Raw genomic sequence first — 16,743 nt, forward strand, 5'->3', positions numbered from 1 at the left:
GGTGCCAGCCTGGCCACCGCACTGGTGTGCGTGGCCGGCCTGCTGGCCGACCCGCTGCAGCAGGTGATGCGCCAGCGCACGGCGCTCGCCCTGTTGCTGCTGTCGGTCGCCACCGCCGCGCATGCGCTGCCGCTGCCTTGGCTTGCCAGCCGGCTGAAGTGGCTGGCGCCGGCGGCGGCGCTCCTTGCCTGGATCGGCGCCGCCGCGCCGCTGCTGCCGCCGGCCCTGCGAGCCTGGGCCAGCGGCAGCCTGGCCGAGACGGCGGCAGTGCCGCTGTCCATTGCCTTCTGTACCTCACTGCTGGCCGGCTGCCTGACGCTGTTGCACACGGGCCGCCCGGGCTGGGCGCCGCGGCGCGTCGACGACCTCTGCACCGTGCTGGCCTGCCTGGCGATCGCCCTGCCCTACCTCACGTCTCTGGACCTGCTGTACCCGGGCCAGGGATTCGACCTGCCGGGTGTGCGCGGCGTGACCCTGCCGGCCAGCACCGGGGTCCTGCTGCTGGCCACTGCGATCCTCGCGCTGCAGCCCGTGCGCCAGGCCTATGCGCCGAGTGGCCCGTCGTCCGCCGGCGGCCGCTTCTTCCGCGCGGTGCTGCCGATAACCTTATTGCTCCCCGCCGCGCTCGGCTGGCTGCGCCAGTGGGCAGCCGGGCCGGCTGGTACGACAGTGAAGCCGGCATGGTGGGAACGGTGCTCGCCTCCACCGCCTTGCTGTTCTGCGCGGCGCTGCTCAGCACGCGCTGGATCGCCCGCTTCGAGCGGGCGCTGTCGGCACGCCGCATCAGCCTGGAAGCCGGCATCCAGCAACGCACCGCGGAGCTGCGTGCCAACCAGGAGCAGCTCACCGCCATCATCGGCACGGTCAACACCGCCATCATCTCCATCGATGCGAGCCACCGCATCGTGCTGTTCAATGCCGCTGCCGAGCGCATCTTCGGCGTGCCGGCATCGCAGATGCTCGGCCAGCCGCTGGACCCGCTGCTGCCGGAGCGTTTCAGGGCCCGCCATGCGCAGGACGTGCAGGTCTTCGACCAGGCCGGCTCCACCACCCGGCCGATGGACGCCGGCGCCCGCCTGCGCGGCTTGCGCAGCAACGGCGAGGAGTTCCCGATCGAAGCAGCGATCTCGCGGGTCGAGGTTGGCGGGCGCCGCCTGATGACGGTGATGCTGCGCGACATGAGCGACACCGAAGCGCTCGACGCCGAGCGCCGGGCCCGGCTGGCCGCAGAGGAGGCTCGCCGCACGCAGTCGCGCTTCCTGTCGCACCTGAGCCATGAGTTGCGCACGCCCCTCAATGCCGTGATCGGCTTCGCGCAGCTGTTGCTGGTGGACCCGGCGGCCGCGGAGCGGCCCTCCCTGCACCGGTATGCCCGCCATATCCTGCAGGCCGGCCGCCAGCAGCTCGCCATGGTCACCGATTTGCTGGAGCTGATCCGGGTGGAAGGTGCGCCGGCGCCCACCGCCGGATGCGGTGGCCGACGCGGTCCAGGTCGTGCATGACAGCGTGGCGCTCATGCAGGCGCTGGCGACGCAGCAAGGCATCACGCTGCACTGGGTCGCGCCGGCCAGCCCGGCTGTGGTGGTGCAGGCCGACGCGGGCGGCCTCGGCCGGGCGCTCGCCAACCTGCTGAGCAATGCGATCAAGTACAACCGCCCGGCAGGCACCGTGTCGGTGAGTGTGGTCGAACAAGCCACCGAGGTGCGCATCGAGGTCGCCGACACCGGCCCCGGCCTCAACGCAAGCCAGCTGGCGCACCTGTTCGAGCCCTTCAACCGGCTGGGGCGGGAGGGCGGTGCCATCGAAGGCACCGGCATCGGCCTGACGCTGTCGCGTCGCCTGGCCGAGCAGTTCGGCGGCCGCATCGAGGTGCACAGCGTCCCCGACATGGGCAGCACTTTCACCCTGGTGCTGCGCCGCCCGCCGCCCGGCTGAGGGCGCAGGGCGGCTCGATCCGCGGAACTGGACCCGATCTTCGGTGCTTACGCCAGGCTGGCTGGATACCGGTGCGGCCACAATCCTTGGATCACTGCCGGGCCGGCTGCGGCCCGCCCACCGCCATCACGGGGCGCCTCATGTCAATTCCCTTGTTCGAGACGCTGCGCGCGCTCGCATTGCCCGCACCACGCGGCATCCTGCAACTGGGCGCCAGCTATGGCCAGGAGTTGCCGCTGTTCATGCAGAACGGCATCAGCGCCGGCGTGTTCATCGAGCCGCTGCCGCAGCCATATGCCCATCTGGCCTCGCAGTGCCGGCAAATTCCGGGCTATGTCGCGGTGCAGGCCCTGTGCACCGACGAGAGCGGCAAGCGCTACACCTTCCATCTGGCCAGCAACGGCGGCATGAGCAGCAGCATCCTGCCACCGGCCAACCACCTCAAGGTGTTCGAGGACGTGAAGTTCGAAGGCACCGTGGAACTCACCTCGCGCACGGTCGACGAAGTGACCGCCTTCCTGGCAGCCAACGGGCATGCCGACACGGTGGCCCAGCTGGACACCCTCTACATGGACACCCAGGGTTCTGAGCTGAAGATCATGATGGGCGCCAACCGCACGATGAAGTCCGTCAAGTACATCTTCACCGAGGTGATGCGCGCCGAGCTGTACCAAGGGCAGGTGCCCTTCCCCAGCCTCTGCGCCTGGCTGGACGCCTGTGGCTACACGCTCAACAACGTGTACTTCGATCGCCACCACGCCGGCGATGCGCTGTTCATCCGCAAGGACGTGCTCGGCCTGTCGAGCTGACACCTCCGGCTAGCTGCGGCCCTGGCCGCGCCGGGCCAGGTGACGCTCCATCAGGGGCGTGGAGGAGACGCCGTGCGCCACGATGGACACCGCAATGGTGATCAGCGCCGCGCTGACGACCGGCTCGGCCAGCGCCTGGGGCAGGTCGTGGTTCACGGCATAGCAGAGGTAGTACAGCGAGCCGACCCCGCGGATGCCGAACCACGCGACCAGTCGCCGGGGCCCCGGCGCCATCAGGCGCCGCGGCACGCTCAGCAGCACCGACAGCGGCCGCACCAGCAGGGTCAGCAGCAGCGCAAAGGCCAGCGTCCGCAGGTCCCAGGTGGCCCAGGCCAGCGAGGCGCCGAGGACCAGCACCAGCGCCACCTCGGCCAGGTGCTCGCATTGCGCGCCGAAGTTGATCAGCCGCGAGGAGTGGGCGGCATCCTGCGGCTCCTTTGACGACGGGCCTTCGCGGCACAGCTCGCAGTGCGTCAATGCCGCACCGGCGGCAAAGACGGCCAGGAAGCCATAGGCGTGGATCCACAACGCCATGCCGTAGACCAGCGCGATGACCCCGAACACCAGGAATTCCTCATGCTGCAGGGCATGGCCGCGCTCGCGCAGGTAGAGCACCGCGCGCGCCACCGCGTTGCCGCAGAGCCAGCCGAGCAGCAGCCCGGCGCCGCCGGCCCAGAGCACGTCCACCAGCAGCCAGCGCCATCCGAGCTCGCCCAGTTCATGCAGCCCCATGACGCCCAGTGCCAGCATCACGGCCGGAAAGGCGGTGCCGTCGTTCAAGCCGCCTTCGGCCGTCAACGAGAAGCGCACGCTGTCGCGGTCGCCCGGCTGGCGCACCTGCACCTCCGAGGCCAGCACCGGGTCGGTGGGTGCCAGCGTGGCGCCCAGCAGCAATGCTGCCCCCCAGGGCAGCCCCAGCAGCCACCACGCGAGGCCGGCGCTCAGCACGGTGGTGATGGCCATGCCCAGTGTCGCCAGGCGGATCGGCACGCCCCACAGCCGGCGTGCCAGCGGCACACGCAGCCGCAGGCCGACCGCGAACAGGGTGATGAGCACCGCGATCTCGGCCAGCAACTCCAGCGTCGCGGCATGGCGCAGCGGCTTGGCCGGCAGCAGTTCCGCCCCCAGCGGGCCGATCAACGCGCCCACCCCGAGGTACAGGATGGCCGGCGAGAGCGGCAGGCGCCGCACCAGGTGGCTGGAGAAGGCCATCACGATCAGCACCACGCCAACCAGCACGAACCAGGGAATCAGCATGCGCACCACAGCAGAAGTTACGCCGCCATGCAGCAAACGGCGCTCCCAGCGCCCCGCAAAGGCCGGCAGAGGCCCGCGCCGCGTGGTCACAGTGAGGCTCACGCTCGGCGGCGGCCCGGCCGCTTCCGGCCAACCCTGCCGCAACTGTAAGGAGAAGCAAGCAGAGCCGACCACGCGGCTCCCCGGCGGCTGCCGGCTGCGTCAGGACGGCCGGCCCTCTTCCGGCAGCAGGCCGCGCTGCTTCAGCATGGGTTCCACCCGCGCATCCCGCCCACGGAAGGCCCGGTAGCCGTCGCGCACATCGGCCGAACTGCCAGCGCCGTAGATGTGGCGGCGCAGGCGGGCAGCGGTGGCGGGGTCAAAGAGATCACCGGTCTCGACAAAGGCCTGCCAGGCATCGGCTTCCAGCACCTCCGCCCACAGGTAGACGTAGTAGCCAGCGGCGTAATAGGGGCCCGAGAACAGGTGCCGGAAATGCGGCAGCCGGTGCCGCAGGCCCACCGCTTCCGGCACTTCCAGCCGCTCGCACCAGGACCGCTCGAAGGCGTCGACGTCCAGCGTGTCGAGCTCGGTCTGCCGGTGCAGCGCCAGATCGATCAGGGCCGGCGCGACGTACTGCACCGTCTCGAAGCCCCGGTTGAATCGGCGTGCGGCCTCCACCCGCTCCAGCAGGTCCTCGGGAATGGCCTCGCCCGTGGCGGCGTGGCGGGCATGGCGGCGCAGCACCTCGGGCGCCAGGCCCCAGTGCTCGAACAGCTGCGACGGCAGCTCGACGAAGTCCTGCAGCACGTTGGCGCCCGAGAGGCGGCGGAAGCGCACCTGGCTGAGCAAGCCGTGCAGGCCATGGCCGAACTCGTGGAACAGCGTGCGCACGTCGGCCAGGCTCAGCAGTGTCGGCTCGCCGGCCGGCGCCTTGGCGAAATTGTTGTTGTTGGCGACGATGGGCAGCACCTCAGTACCGTCGACGGTGTTGCGCGCCTGCTCGCGGTAGTTGCTCATCCAGGCCCCCCCGTTCTTGCCCGGGCGCGCGAAGTTGTCGGCCAGGAACACGCCGACCTGCCGCCCCAGCGGCCCCTCGCGCACCTCCCAGAGCCGCACGTCCGGGTGGTAGAGCGGCAAGCCGCGGCGTTCGATGAAACTGAGCCCGAACAAGCGACCGGCGCAGTCGAACATCGCCTCGATCATGTGGTCGAGCTGCAGGTAAGGCTTGAGTTCCGCATCGTCCAGCCGGAAGCGCCGCTGGCGCACCTGCTCGGCATAGAAGCGCCAGTCCCAGGGCTGCAGCCGGTCGAGGTCTGCGGCCTCCTGCTGCAAGGCCGCCTGCTCCTGCAGGGCCCGGTCGCGGGCCGGCCCCCAGGCGCGCATCAGCAGCTCGGTGGCGGCCTCCGGGGTGGCTGCCATGCGGTCGTGCAAGGCGTATTCGGCATAGTCCGAGTGCCCGTGCAGGCGGGCCATCTCCAGCCTCAGTGCCAGGATCTCGCGGATCAGCGGGCGGCTGTCGCTGCCCCCGGGCATGGCGCCTCGGGTGGACCAGGCGCGCCAGGCCTGCTCGCGCAGCTCACGCCGCGTCGAGAAGGCCAGGAAAGGCTCCATCAAGGAGGCCGACAGCCGCAGCGCATGGCCCCCCTGCAGGCCGGCCTGCAAGGCCGCTTCACGCGTCGCCTCCAGCATGAACGGGGGCAGGCCCGCCAGGTCTTCGGGGGCCCGCAACTCCATCAGCCAACGCGCTTCGTCGGCCAGCACGGCCTGGCTGAAGGCGGTCTGCAATTCCGCCAGCCGCTCGTTGATGCGGGCCTGCCGCTCGCGCGCCGGGCCCGACAGCTGGGCGCCCGCCCGCACGAAGTCCAGGTGCTGCCGCTCCAGCAGGCACAGCGACTCGGTGTCCAGGCCCAGCCCGAGGCGCTGCCGGTGCACCGTGTCCAGCCGGGCGAACACGCCCGCATGCAGGAACACCGCGTTGCGATGGGCCGCCAGCCGGGGCGCCATCTGCCGCTGCACGGCCAGCAGGGCATCGCTGCTGTGCGAGGCGCACAGGTTCTCGAACAGCAGCTCGATGCGGTTCAACCAGCCGCCGCTGCGGTCCAGCGCGGCGGACGTGTTGTCGAAGTTCGCCGGCTCCGGGCACTTGGCAATGGCGTCCAGCTCTTGCAGGTGCTGCTGCATCGCCGCCTCGAATGCGTCTGGGAAGTGCTCGGGTCGCACCCGCTCGAACGGGGGCAGGCCATAGGGGGGGAGCCAGTCTTGCATCAAGGGATGGGCAGGCGAGGCGGGCGACATGTCGGAAACCTTTCTGGCGGTGGCAAGGAAGGCAGCACGAAAGCAAGGCCCGGGCCGCCCCGGTGGCCGCCTGGCACGCCCTCACCCAGGATACCGATGGCCCACTTTGACACAGCCCGCGAAGCGGGCGTCACGGCGCCACACAGTCGCCCGGCCGCCCCGCGGTGTTTCACACCCGGTAACACTAACAGGGCAAGCAGGCCGGCAAGCTGCCGGGTCCTGCCGGCCGGCACCGGGTGCCGGCCGGCGCTTCCTTCAGGATCCACCTGCCCAGAGAGGTTCTCCATGACGTTCAAGCGTCTTTTCCCGCAGATGCTCCCCCGGCTGTGCTCGACGCTGGCCCTGCTGCTGGCGGCGGCCGGCTGCGCTGTCGCCAGTGGCAATACCGCGCAGGCCGGTGCAGCCACGGCACGCCATGAACAGCAAGACGCCGACCAACACGGCAACCGCCACGGCCCGCGCTGCCTCACCGACTGCGCCAGGCGCGTCGGCATCGTCTCGGCCTTCGGCGCCGAGGCCGACATCCTGGTGGCCCAGACGCTGAACCCGCGCACCCACGTCATCAACGGCAACCGATTCACCACCGGGACCCTGCAGGGGCTGCCGGTGGTCATCGTGCTCAGCGGCGTGAGCATCGTGAACTCGACCATGGTCACCCAGTTGATGCTGGACCATTTCCGTGTCGAGCGCCTGATCATGAGCGGCATCTCCGGCGGCGTGAACCCGGCCCACCACATCGGCGACGTGCTGGTGCCCGCCAAATGGGCCATGCCGCTGGAGGTGTACTGGAGCGGCAACAACGCGGTGCCCAATGCCTGCGGAACGCCGGGCGACGTCGGCTGCCTGGGCCTGCGCCTGGCCACGCGTGACGGTCAGCCGCTGCCGGCCTACGCCATCCCGACGCCGCAAGGCCCGGTGCCCAGCGGCCTGTTCGTGCGCGAGACCTATGTGCTGAACGAGCGCAATGCGCCGCAGGGCGAGTTCCGGCTCGACTACCCGGCCGACCCCACCATGCTGCGCGTGGCACGCTCCATCAGCCCGAAGCTGGAGCGCTGCGGTCCCAAGAACCCGTCGCTGTGCGTTGCAGTCCAGCCGCAGCTCAAGCTGGGCGGCCGCGGTGTGAGCGGGCCGGCCTTCCTGGCCAATGCCGACTACCGGCGCTACCTCTACGAGACGCTGCAGGCGGAGACCGTCGAGATGGAAACCGCCGCACTGGCGCATGTGGCCTACGCGAACCAGGTGCCGTACATCGCCTTCCGCAGCCTCTCCGACCTGGCCGGCGGGGACGATGCAGCGCAGGTCGGCGCCTTCTTCGGCAGCGGCCTGGCGGAAGCAAATGCCTCGGCCGTGACACTGGCCTTCCTGCAATCCTGGAAACGCCAGTTCGGCCGCCCCTGAGCCGCCAGCCACCCGCAGGACGCGGGCGCTCCCCCCGCGCCCCTGCGCCCCGCCAGCGGTGAGCGGCCCGCTCCCCGACCACCGGACCGGCATTGCAACCGCCGACGCCCTGCGTCGGCGGGCCTGCTCCGCTGCCCTCCCGGCCGCAAAACCGTTCGCTGACGAGACTGCCCGACGCCTTGCCGCCACCCGCCAAAACAATATGTAGCTACATACACCGGTCGCTTGCAACTGCGATCGAAGGGGGCGGCGACAGGCGGCCTCACACGGGGTGGGCGCCGCTAAAGTGATCATCCGGCAGCGACTGCGGACGCAGGAAGGGACGCCTCGATGTATATGCAATGCACCTATCGATGGAACGGCCTGGCCAGCTTGTGGGGGTTCTTCGAGGGGATGGGGCTCAGCCCGGCGATGGCCGAGGCGCTGGCCCCGCAGCTGGCCGCACCGGCAGGCCTGCTCGGCTGTGCGCGCGGGGCGGTGCTGCAGGCCCTGCAGGCGCGCCTGGGTCGCGACCAGGCACTCGGGTTCGACACGGCGCCGGAGATGGTGCTGCAGGCGCGCTCCCGTGGCTGCGCCAATGTGCATCTGGTCAGCAACGAGCAGCCGGTGCCGGCCGGGCTGCGTTTTCGCACCCTGATCATCGCGACCGGCGTGCTCGACCCGCTCGAGACGCACGAAGCCGGTGCCCTGCTCGGCCTGCTGCGCGACCACCTGTTGCCCGATGGCGAGCTCTGGGTGCTCGGCTGGGGCCGGCTGGGCCCGCACTGGGTGGCCGCCCGCATCCTGGGGGCGGGCGAGCGGCTCGGCGTCGCCAACCGCCGGCTGTATGAACTGCACGCCAAGGTCGGCAGCAGTTCGGTGCCGGCAATGCTGCACGAGCTGGCGCTGAGCGGCCGCGACGCCTTGATCGCCCGGTTGTGGCTGATGGCCATCGAGCGGCTGGTGGCCGCTGTCGCACGGGCGGAGGCCTGCACGCGGGAGGCGGCGGCAGCCTTGCTCAAAGGCCTGGCACCCGAGGTTCAACGGCGCTTCCATCCGGCGGAGCTGGCCGACGCTGCACGGCTGGCCGGCCTGCACCCTGTCCGCCTGCATGCCTGCGAGGGCCCGGGCGTGCTGCGCCTGGTATGCCGGCCCCGCACGCCCGCCAGCCTGCACAACAGCCACCATTTCGGCATGGGCCGGCTGCCATGAGTCAGGTGGCTGCTTCTCCACCCCACGGTGCGCTGACCCCGCCGCCCCGCCGCGACGCACTGCGCCAGCGGGTGTTGCGCCAGGTCGAGGCGACGCTGGCCTCCACCCTGGCCGCTGTGCCGGGCCGGCCACCGGTGCCACCTGGCATCGAGTCGCTGAGCCTGGTGGACGACCTCGGGCTCGATTCGGTGCAGATCGTGCGACTGCTGACGGAGCTCGAACACCGCCTCGACCTCGCCCTTGAAGACATCGACCTCGATGCGAGCCTCTCGCTCGGCCCCTTGCTCGACCAGCTGGTGTGCCGGGTGCGTGCAAGCATCGCTTGCAGCGATCGCCGCCAGCGCCCTGCCAGCCGATGACAGCCGCCAAGCTCGACTGCACCGACACCGAGTGGCTCGACGCCGGGCTGCTACACGCTCCCTTCTGCACGATGGCACGCCGCTATCCGGGGCGGCCCGCGCTGGTGTGCCGGGACCGCTTCATGACCTATGGCGAGCTGCGCGAACGCATCGTGCGCAGCCGCACCCACCTCCACCAGGCTGGCGTGCGGCAGGGCGACCGCGTGGCCGTGGTCCTGCCGACCTCGCCCGACGCGGTGATCACACTCTATGCCGTTCTCAGCCTCGGCGCCGCCTATGTGCCGGTCGACCCGTGCTGGCCCCTGCCGCTGCAGCGCGAGTTGCTGGGCCGGCTGCAGCCCCGGGCGCTCGTCGCCGACGGTTGCGAGCGGCTTCACCTGGCCTGCCTGCCCAGCCGTGTCACCGCAGCCCAGCTGGCCCGGCCGGCCTGTGGCGAAGAGGAAGTGCCTCGCGTCGCGGCCGCCCCCGAGCTGTCAGCCTGCGTCCTTTGGGCCAGGGGCAGCGCCGGCGCCCTCCAGGGCGTTCAGGTGTCGCACCGGGCTGCCCGCCATGTCGTTGACCGGGCCTGCGACGAACTGGCCCTCGGCTGCGGCGACCGCGTGGCCGGCCTGTCGTCCTTCTGCCACGGCGCTTCGCTGTTCGAGCTCTTCGCGCCGCTGGCCAGCGGCGCCACGCTCTACCTGTACGACGCCAGCAACGCCGCGCCCGCGGCCCCGCTGGCGCGCTTCCTCGCGTGCCAAGGCATCACGGTGCTGCGCGCCGCACCCACCATGCTGGCCTTGCTGGTCGCCGGGGGCCGCCTCGACACGCAGGACCTCAGCCGGTTGCGCACCGTGGTGTTGGCCGGCGGACGCTGGCCGGCGGGCGGCTTCGAGCGCTTGCGCGCGCTGCTGCCCGGGCACGTCACCTATCACGAGCTTTGCCGCCCCGGCGAGACCGCCCCGCCCTGCCTGCCCAGCGACGGGCCGCTGCCTGGCTCGCCGATGGCCACGCTGCCGGTCAGACGTAGCAATGCCGCCGCGGTAGAGCGGTGGGATGGTCTCCCAAGGCTGATGGAGGACGGCGAGTGCGGGCCGCCGGATGGGGCGCCGCTCTAGAGGCAGGAGCCGGTGTCCGGCCGCGGTTGCCGGCGCGGCGGCAACCGCGGGGTGGTCCGATCCGGAAGGCGCTGGCGCCGTCCAGGGCGCGCCTCGACACCGCCGACCTTTCCAGGCCACCTGCACGCGCGCTGGCGCATGCCCGTGCCGACGGCGTCGCGCGCCGAGCCCTTGAAGGGCCGCCCGCTCAGCGGGCCGGCTTGGTCGTCGCCCGCGCCGGGGCCGACATGCGGGCCAGCTCGGCACGCAGCTCCTGCTGCGCCACCAGCAGCTGCTGTAACGCGGGCCGCATCCGCTCCTGCGAGGCCAGCATCGTTCGCTGCATCAACAGCGGCATCTTGTTCAGCACCGCCTGTCCGCCAGGCGAGCGGTAGAAGGCGAGCAGGCTGTCGACCTCCTCCTGGGTCAGGGTCTCGGCGTAGAGGCGCACGTGCACGTCCTTCATGCGGCTCCACGAGGTGGTCTCGCGCAAGATGGCCGCTGCCTTGTCACGGAAGCGGTCCATCGCCTGCTGCAGCTCGGGCGTCAGCGTGCGGCCCTCGAAGGCGGCGTCCATTTCGCGTTTCATCAACTCGTCGACCTGCGACTGCATCGCGACGGTGGTTTGCTCGGCGCCCGAGACCTCCAGCAGTTCCTCGATCGACGCCACGGTGGGCGCTGCAGCCCCTGCCGCGCCGGACAGCGCCCATGCCATGCACAGCGCCAACATCCTCTTGTTCATTCAGCTCCCTCATGCCACTCAAGGCCCGACCGCAGTGCGCGGCCCGGCCACCGGACCGGCAGCATAAGCGAAAGCCGCCCCCGCCGCTGCGGCCCGCGGCGTCGCCGGCTTGTGGGAAGCCACAGCACCAGCCGCCGCGCTTGCCCGTAAACTGCTGCCATGTCTCACCTTGCCCATGTCGAACTTGCCAAGGCCTACCGGCTCTTGAACCACGGGCCGACGGTGCTCGTCAGCAGTGCGCACCGCGGGCGGCGCAACGTGATGGCGGCTGCCTGGAGCATGCCGCTGGACTTCCAGCCCCCGAAGGTGGCGGTCGTGATCGACAAGAGCACCTACACGCGGGAGCTGGTCGAGGCCTCCGGCAGCTTCGCGCTCAACCTGCCCTGCCGGGCCCAGGCGAGGCCGGCGCTGGCGGCTGGCAACCAGTCGGGCCGCGAGCTTGCGGCGCAGGCCGCGGGCGACAAGTTCCAGGAACTGGGCCTGCGTACCTTCGCGGCAAGCCAGGTGGAAGCGCCGCTGATCGAAGGCTGCGTCGGCTGGCTGGAATGCCGGGTGTTGCCCGAGCCGCACAACCAGCAGGCCTACGATCTCTTCATCGGCGAAGTGGTGGCCGCCTGGGCCGACGACCGCGTTTTCGCCAACGGGCACTGGCTCTACGACCAGCAGACCGATCCGGCCCTGCGCACGCTGCACTACGTCGCCGGCGGCGCCTTCTTCACCATCGGCGAGGCCTTCGACGCCACCTCGCCGCTATGATGACTTGAACCAACATATACCAGGGCGGACGGCCCGGGGCCGGGCGCAAGCCACCCCGCCTCGGCCGCCTCACTGGGGCGAGGCATGAACAAGGACGGGGTGGCATCGCAGGAAGACAGCGTGCTCTGGGCGCTGTTGCCCGGCATGGTGGTCGTGGCGGCGGCGGGAGGGGCAGCGCGACATGTGAGCCGGGCCTTTGCCGGCTTCGTCAGCAGCGAGGTCGAGTCGCTCCACGGCCAGGGCTGGTTGTCAGTGCTGGAACCGGCTTCGCGGCTGGCCTTGCTGGCCGGCCTGGCGCAGCCGGTGGACCAGCACCTCTCGCTGCAAATACGCCGGGCGGGCGGCGAAGGGCGCTGGTTCGATTGCATCACCAGCTGGCTGCCGGCGCAGCGCTGCCACCTCTGCCTCTTCCACGACGCCACGCCGACCCACCAGGCCGAGATGGCCGCCCTGGCCCAGGCCCAGTTGCTGAGGCTGACCGCCGATGCAGTGCCGGCCCTGATCGCCTACTACGAAGCGGTCTCGTTCCGCTGCGTGTTCGCCAACCGCCAGTACGCACGCACCTTCGGCTGGGACGAGGTGTCCATCCTCGGGCGCACCTTCGCGGAGGTCATTGGCGAGCCGGCGGCGCGGCAGATCCATCCGCATGTCGAGCACATGTTGCAGACGCGCCAGCCGGTCGTCTATGAACGGGTGCTGCAGGGCGAGGACGGCAGCCCACGGTGGATGGAGGTCAACCTGCTGCCCCATGTCGACGACCAGGGCCGATCCATCGCCGCCTTCGTGCTGATCCACGACGTGACCCGGCACCGCGCGGCCGAATGCGCAGCCCGTGAATCGGAGGACCGGCTCACCAAGTTCCTGCAGGCCAGCACCGAAGGTGTCGTGTTCCACCGCGACGGCCTCATCACCGATGCCAACCCGCCCGTCTGTGCCCTCACCGGCTGCGCGCTGGAGGAGTTGCGGGGCCGCTCCATCCTCGACTTCGTGCCGCCCGAGCACCGCTTGAAGGTCAACGCCGTGCGCGAGGCCGGGCAGGACATCAGCTACGAAAGCGAGGTGCTCGACCGCGAGGGGCGGCGCATCCCGGTGGAGTTCGTCAGCCGCCGCATGCTGCACAAGGGCGAGGAGGTGCGCATGACCATCGTGCGCGACCTGCGCGACCGGCGTGCCGCGCAGGCCCGCATCCACCACCTGGCGCACCATGACGCGCTGACCGGCCTGCCCAACCGCATGTCCTTCGAGGACGAACTCGATCACCGCATGGGCTACGTCGCGGCCGGCGGCCACCAGCTGGCGCTGCTGTTCATCGACCTCGATGCCTTCAAGCGGGTCAACGATTCGCTCGGCCACAGCGCCGGCGACAAGCTGCTGCAGACGGTGGCCATGCGCATCACCGAGACCCTGCGCGCCACCGACCGGGTGGCGCGGTTCGGCGGCGACGAGTTCATGGTGTTGTGTCCCCAGGTGCGGGAGCGCCGCGAGGTGGAAAGCGTGGCCCGCAAGCTGCTCGCTGCCATCGAGGTGCCGGTGGATGCCGACGGCCGGCTGATCTCGGTCACCGCGTCGGTGGGCATTGCGCTCTACCCGGCCGATGCCCGCTCCCCGGCCGAGCTGATCAAGCATGCCGACAGCGCGATGTACCTGGCCAAGTCGCGCGGGCGGGCCAACTACCAGTTCTTCGATCCGGCACTCGCGCACTCCGCCTATGCGGCCCTGGTGATGGAAAGCCGGCTGGTGCAGGCCATCGAGCACAACGAGTTCGTGCTGCACTTCCAGCCGCAGGTGCGCGCCGGCGACGGCGCCCTGGTCGGCGCGGAGGCACTGATCCGCTGGCAACATCCGGAGCGCGGCCTCTTGCTGCCGGACGCCTTCATCCCGGTGGCCGAGCAGCAGCGCCTGATGTGGCCGCTGGGCCAGTGGGTGCTGCGCGAGGCGGCCCGGCATGCCAAGCGCTGGCGGGACGAGGGTCTCACCGATGCGCCCATCGGCGTCAACCTCTCCACCGTGCAGTTCCAGGCGATGGGCTTTGTCGAGGCGGTCGAGCGCATGCTGGCCGAGGAAGGCGTGCGCGGCGAATGGCTGGAGCTGGAGCTCAGCGAACGCATGCTGATGGACGACCTGCCCGAGGTGCAGGACAAGCTGCAGCGGCTCAAAGGCCTGGGTCTGGCGATCTCGGTGGACGACTTCGGCACCGGCTATTTCTCGCTGCGCCACCTGAAGGAGCTGCCGATCGACAAGGTCAAGATCGACCGCTCCTTCGTGCGCGACCTGCCCGAGGCACAGGATGCCGCGGCCATTGCGCGGGCGCTGATCCAGATGGCGCTCAGCCTGGGCCAGGGTGTGATCGCCGAAGGCGTGGAGACGCCGGCGCAACGCGACTTCCTGGCGGCCAACGGATGCACCGAGCTGCAAGGCGAACTGCTCAGCCGGCCGCTGTCGGCCGAGGACTTCCGCGCCTGGATGCTGCAGCGCCGTGGTCGCTGAAGGCCGCGTCAGGCGCGCACCAGCTCGATGACGGTGCGGCCCTCGCAGCTGAACCGCCCGGCCTGGGGCGCGCAATCCCAGCGCTCCACCACGCAGTGCAGCGGCTGCAGCCGGGCGTCGTAGCGCAACAGGTTGACCGAATTCGGAATGCCGTCGCGCACGCGGTGCGACAGTGCCGTGCCGGCCTGCACCGCCCACACCGGCCGCGACAGGCCGGCAATGCTGTCGCTCAAGGGCCGCACATACGGCAGGTGGATGTGCCCACCCATCACCAGGTCGGCCCCGGCCTCGGCCCAGGCCACGGCAGCCTCGCAATGGCCATGCAGCAGGTTCTCCTCGTCCTGCAGCCGCGTCACGAGCAAAGGCTGGTGCGTGACGACGATGCGCAGCTGCTGGGGCCGCGCCAGGCGCAGCCGCCGCGCGACACGCTCGATTTGCTCGGCCGATACCTCGCCATCCTTGTGCCGCCGGGGCCGCGTGGTGTTGAGGCACAGCACCAGCAGGTCCTCGCTCTCGTGACTGGGCTCCAGCTCGGGGCCAAAGGCGCGGCAATGCTCGCCATACGGCTGCCATGCGCGTGCCAGCAGGTTGAACAAGGGCAGGTCATGGTTGCCCGGAATGACGAGCTTGGCCGGCACGTCCAGCGCATCCAGGAAACGCCGCGCCGCCGCGAACTGAGTCCGGCGCGCGCGCTGCGTCACATCGCCCGACAGCACCAGCACCTGCGGCCGCTGCTCGGCCACCAGCGCCTGCAGGGCCGCCTGCACGGGGGGCCGCTCGGTCCCGAAGTGCGGGTCCGAGACCTGCAGCACCAGGGTCATGCGGCCTTGCGCACCGATTCGGCGGCGGCAGCGGCTTCCGAGCCCGAGCTGCCCGCAGCCGCCACCGGCTTGAACAGCCACAGCGGCTTGGACGCGACGCTGAAGTTCAGCGGCGTCTGCATCCAGCGGGTCTCGCCATCGGTGGCCACCTTCACGCGCACCCGCCGCCCGGGTGCCACGATGGGCTGCACCTCGAGCTCGCGGAAATCGAAGCTCAGCACGTTGTCGGCTTCGCCCAGCCGGCCAAGCGCGCCACGCACGGCCAGCCCGAGCATCGCCCAGCGGCCGACCGGCTTCACGCTCAGTGCCACCAGCCGCCCCTGCTGCAGCGCGTCCGCCTCGGCAATGCCTACCTGCTGCAGTTGCAGCGGGTTGTTGCCGATGAAGAGCGTCGCGCTCTCCACCAGCCGGGGCTGTCCTTCATGCTCCATGCGCAGCACCATGCGGCGCTCATGGCGCAGCACCGTCATCAGCGCCGACCACAGCGCCACCGAGCGCCGCCGCCCGTACTGGCGCTTGAAGGCCTCACGGTCTTCCAGCAACTGCGGATACAGCCCGAGGCTCGCATTGACGAGGAAGAGCTGCCCGTTGACCAGGCCGGCCTGGGTCGGCGTCAGCTCGGCACCGAGCAGGGCCCGGGTGGCCTCGGCGGCATCCAGCGGGATGGCGTGGGCCCGGCCGAAGTAGTTGAAGGTGCCCTGCGGCAGCACGCCGAACGGCAGCTCCGCCTCCAGCACCGCCTGGGCCACGGCGTTGATGGTGCCGTCGCCACCGGCCGCCACCACCACGCCATGCTGGCGCCGGGCCTGCTCGACAGCCCGCGCCGCCAGTGCCGGCACCTCCTTGCCGGAGTTCACCCGCAGCAGCTCGAAGGGGCGTCCGGCCTCGCGCAGCACGGCTTCGATGGCCTTCTCGGTGTCGCCAGCCTCATGCTCGCCAGAACGCAGGTTGAGCACGATGAACAAGGGCCCGTCGGCGGGCGGTGGCGCCGGCACCCGGGTGGGGAATGCGGCATTGCCGGAGGTGGTTTCGCTCGCCATTGTCATGCCGCAGGGTGCCTCAGTCTCTGATGAGTGAACGGTCGCGCGGGGTGATGTCCCGCGCGACCACGTCGACGACTTGCTGGTCGCCACGCGCGGAGCCCGCGGTGGCTGCCGCACGCCGGTGGAAAAAATGCCGTGCCGCTGCCCGTGCCGGTGCCCATGCCACGCTGGACGGCCGTTGGCCGCTCACCAGGCTCCACAGCAGCACGCCCGCCGCCAGCACCAGGCCGGCGGCCACCAGCACCGCCAGCATCAGCAGGCCGAACACGAAGGCCACCCCACCGAGGGCGGTGAAGGCGAGGCGGCGGAAAAAGCGCGAAAGGGTTGGGGTCATGGGGGTCTGAGCCTGGCAGAGCAAACAGAGTTCCCGCCCTGCCGGCGGCCAGCGGGCCAAGGCTGGCAGAAGAGCTGACGGGTCAGGATGGCCCCCTGTCCCGACATCCCGCTCCAACATCGATGCCGCTGTTGCCGGCGGCGGCCCGGTCATCCGCCTTGCCGGTCCGCGGCATTCCGTTGGCCGTCGGGCCGGGCGTGCCGGGGTGCGCGCCTGGCCCGCCGAGCGTCGACGGCGGGTGGCTTCATCCGGGGCAAC

At 70.8% G+C, this 16,743-nt stretch carries 15 protein-coding genes; 9 read left to right on the forward strand and 6 right to left on the reverse strand.

Annotation, left to right across the window (positions count from 1 at the left end; all coding sequences use genetic code 11):
- The first annotated feature begins 641 nt into the window (after positions 1-641).
- From N7L95_RS06385 to N7L95_RS06395, 3 genes are all read left to right on the forward strand, one after another.
- A complete protein-coding gene (locus tag N7L95_RS06385) occupies positions 642-1,502 on the forward strand; it encodes a PAS domain S-box protein (protein ID WP_301258982.1) in 861 nt (286 codons plus the stop codon).
- Positions 1,474-1,935 (forward strand): sensor histidine kinase, encoded by a 462-nt coding sequence (locus N7L95_RS06390; RefSeq protein ID WP_301258983.1) that lies wholly within the window; start codon positions 1,474-1,476, stop codon positions 1,933-1,935. The genes N7L95_RS06385 and N7L95_RS06390 overlap by 29 nt, the downstream gene beginning before the upstream one ends.
- 140 nt (positions 1,936-2,075) lie before the next feature.
- Entirely contained in the window at positions 2,076-2,744 is a 669-nt protein-coding gene (locus tag N7L95_RS06395) for an FkbM family methyltransferase (protein WP_301258984.1), read from the forward strand.
- Positions 2,745-2,753: 9 nt separating this feature from the next.
- Here the strand turns inward: N7L95_RS06395 and N7L95_RS06400 are convergent, their stop codons facing one another.
- Positions 2,754-4,001, reverse strand: a complete 1,248-nt coding sequence (locus N7L95_RS06400) for a cation:proton antiporter (RefSeq protein WP_301258985.1) — start codon at positions 3,999-4,001, stop codon at positions 2,754-2,756.
- 201 nt (positions 4,002-4,202) lie between these two features.
- Positions 4,203-6,278: a M3 family metallopeptidase gene (locus N7L95_RS06405; protein WP_301258986.1), complete on the reverse strand. Its 2,076-nt coding sequence runs from the start codon at positions 6,276-6,278 to the stop codon at positions 4,203-4,205.
- Between the two features lie 285 nt (positions 6,279-6,563).
- Here N7L95_RS06405 and N7L95_RS06410 point away from each other — a divergent pair, with 285 nt between their 5' ends.
- The 4 genes from N7L95_RS06410 (at position 6,564) to N7L95_RS06425 (ending at position 10,323) form a co-directional block, all read left to right on the forward strand.
- Entirely contained in the window at positions 6,564-7,676 is a 1,113-nt protein-coding gene (locus tag N7L95_RS06410; RefSeq protein ID WP_301258987.1) for a 5'-methylthioadenosine/S-adenosylhomocysteine nucleosidase, read from the forward strand.
- 330 nt (positions 7,677-8,006) lie between these two features.
- Entirely contained in the window at positions 8,007-8,867 is an 861-nt protein-coding gene (locus N7L95_RS06415) for a class I SAM-dependent methyltransferase (RefSeq protein WP_301258988.1), read from the forward strand.
- 5 nt (positions 8,868-8,872) lie between these two features.
- Positions 8,873-9,226 (forward strand): phosphopantetheine-binding protein, encoded by a 354-nt coding sequence (locus N7L95_RS06420; RefSeq protein WP_301258989.1) that lies wholly within the window; start codon positions 8,873-8,875, stop codon positions 9,224-9,226.
- Positions 9,223-10,323 (forward strand): AMP-binding protein, encoded by a 1,101-nt coding sequence (locus tag N7L95_RS06425; RefSeq protein ID WP_301258990.1) that lies wholly within the window; start codon positions 9,223-9,225, stop codon positions 10,321-10,323. Before N7L95_RS06420 ends, N7L95_RS06425 begins: the two co-directional genes overlap by 4 nt.
- Positions 10,324-10,510: 187 nt before the next feature.
- Here the strand turns inward: N7L95_RS06425 and N7L95_RS06430 are convergent, their stop codons facing one another.
- The gene (locus N7L95_RS06430) at positions 10,511-11,044 is read right to left on the reverse strand and encodes a DUF2059 domain-containing protein (protein WP_301258991.1); all 534 of its coding nucleotides are present in this window, start codon (positions 11,042-11,044) and stop codon (positions 10,511-10,513) included.
- A gap of 159 nt (positions 11,045-11,203) precedes the next feature.
- Here N7L95_RS06430 and N7L95_RS06435 point away from each other — a divergent pair, with 159 nt between their 5' ends.
- Both N7L95_RS06435 and N7L95_RS06440 read left to right on the forward strand, forming a co-directional pair.
- On the forward strand, positions 11,204-11,800 hold the full coding sequence (locus N7L95_RS06435; protein ID WP_301258992.1) for a flavin reductase family protein: 597 nt from the start codon (positions 11,204-11,206) through the stop codon (positions 11,798-11,800).
- Between the two features lie 84 nt (positions 11,801-11,884).
- Entirely contained in the window at positions 11,885-14,287 is a 2,403-nt protein-coding gene (locus N7L95_RS06440; RefSeq protein WP_301258993.1) for a putative bifunctional diguanylate cyclase/phosphodiesterase, read from the forward strand.
- Between the two features lie 8 nt (positions 14,288-14,295).
- Here N7L95_RS06440 and N7L95_RS06445 read toward each other — a convergent pair whose 3' ends face one another.
- Genes N7L95_RS06445 through N7L95_RS06455 form a run of 3 tightly spaced genes read right to left on the reverse strand, consistent with a single transcriptional unit; the run spans position 14,296 to position 16,485 of the window.
- Positions 14,296-15,108, reverse strand: coding sequence for a metallophosphoesterase family protein (locus N7L95_RS06445; RefSeq protein WP_301258994.1), 813 nt, complete (start codon positions 15,106-15,108; stop codon positions 14,296-14,298).
- Positions 15,105-16,148, reverse strand: a complete 1,044-nt coding sequence (locus N7L95_RS06450; RefSeq protein ID WP_435870092.1) for a diacylglycerol/lipid kinase family protein — start codon at positions 16,146-16,148, stop codon at positions 15,105-15,107. Before N7L95_RS06450 ends, N7L95_RS06445 begins: the two co-directional genes overlap by 4 nt.
- A gap of 19 nt (positions 16,149-16,167) precedes the next feature.
- Positions 16,168-16,485, reverse strand: a complete 318-nt coding sequence (locus N7L95_RS06455; protein WP_301258996.1) for a hypothetical protein — start codon at positions 16,483-16,485, stop codon at positions 16,168-16,170.
- Positions 16,486-16,743 lie beyond the last annotated feature (258 nt).

Origin of the sequence: Eleftheria terrae (genome assembly GCF_030419005.1) — a bacterium.
GTDB lineage: Bacteria > Pseudomonadota > Gammaproteobacteria > Burkholderiales > Burkholderiaceae_C > Caldimonas > Caldimonas terrae.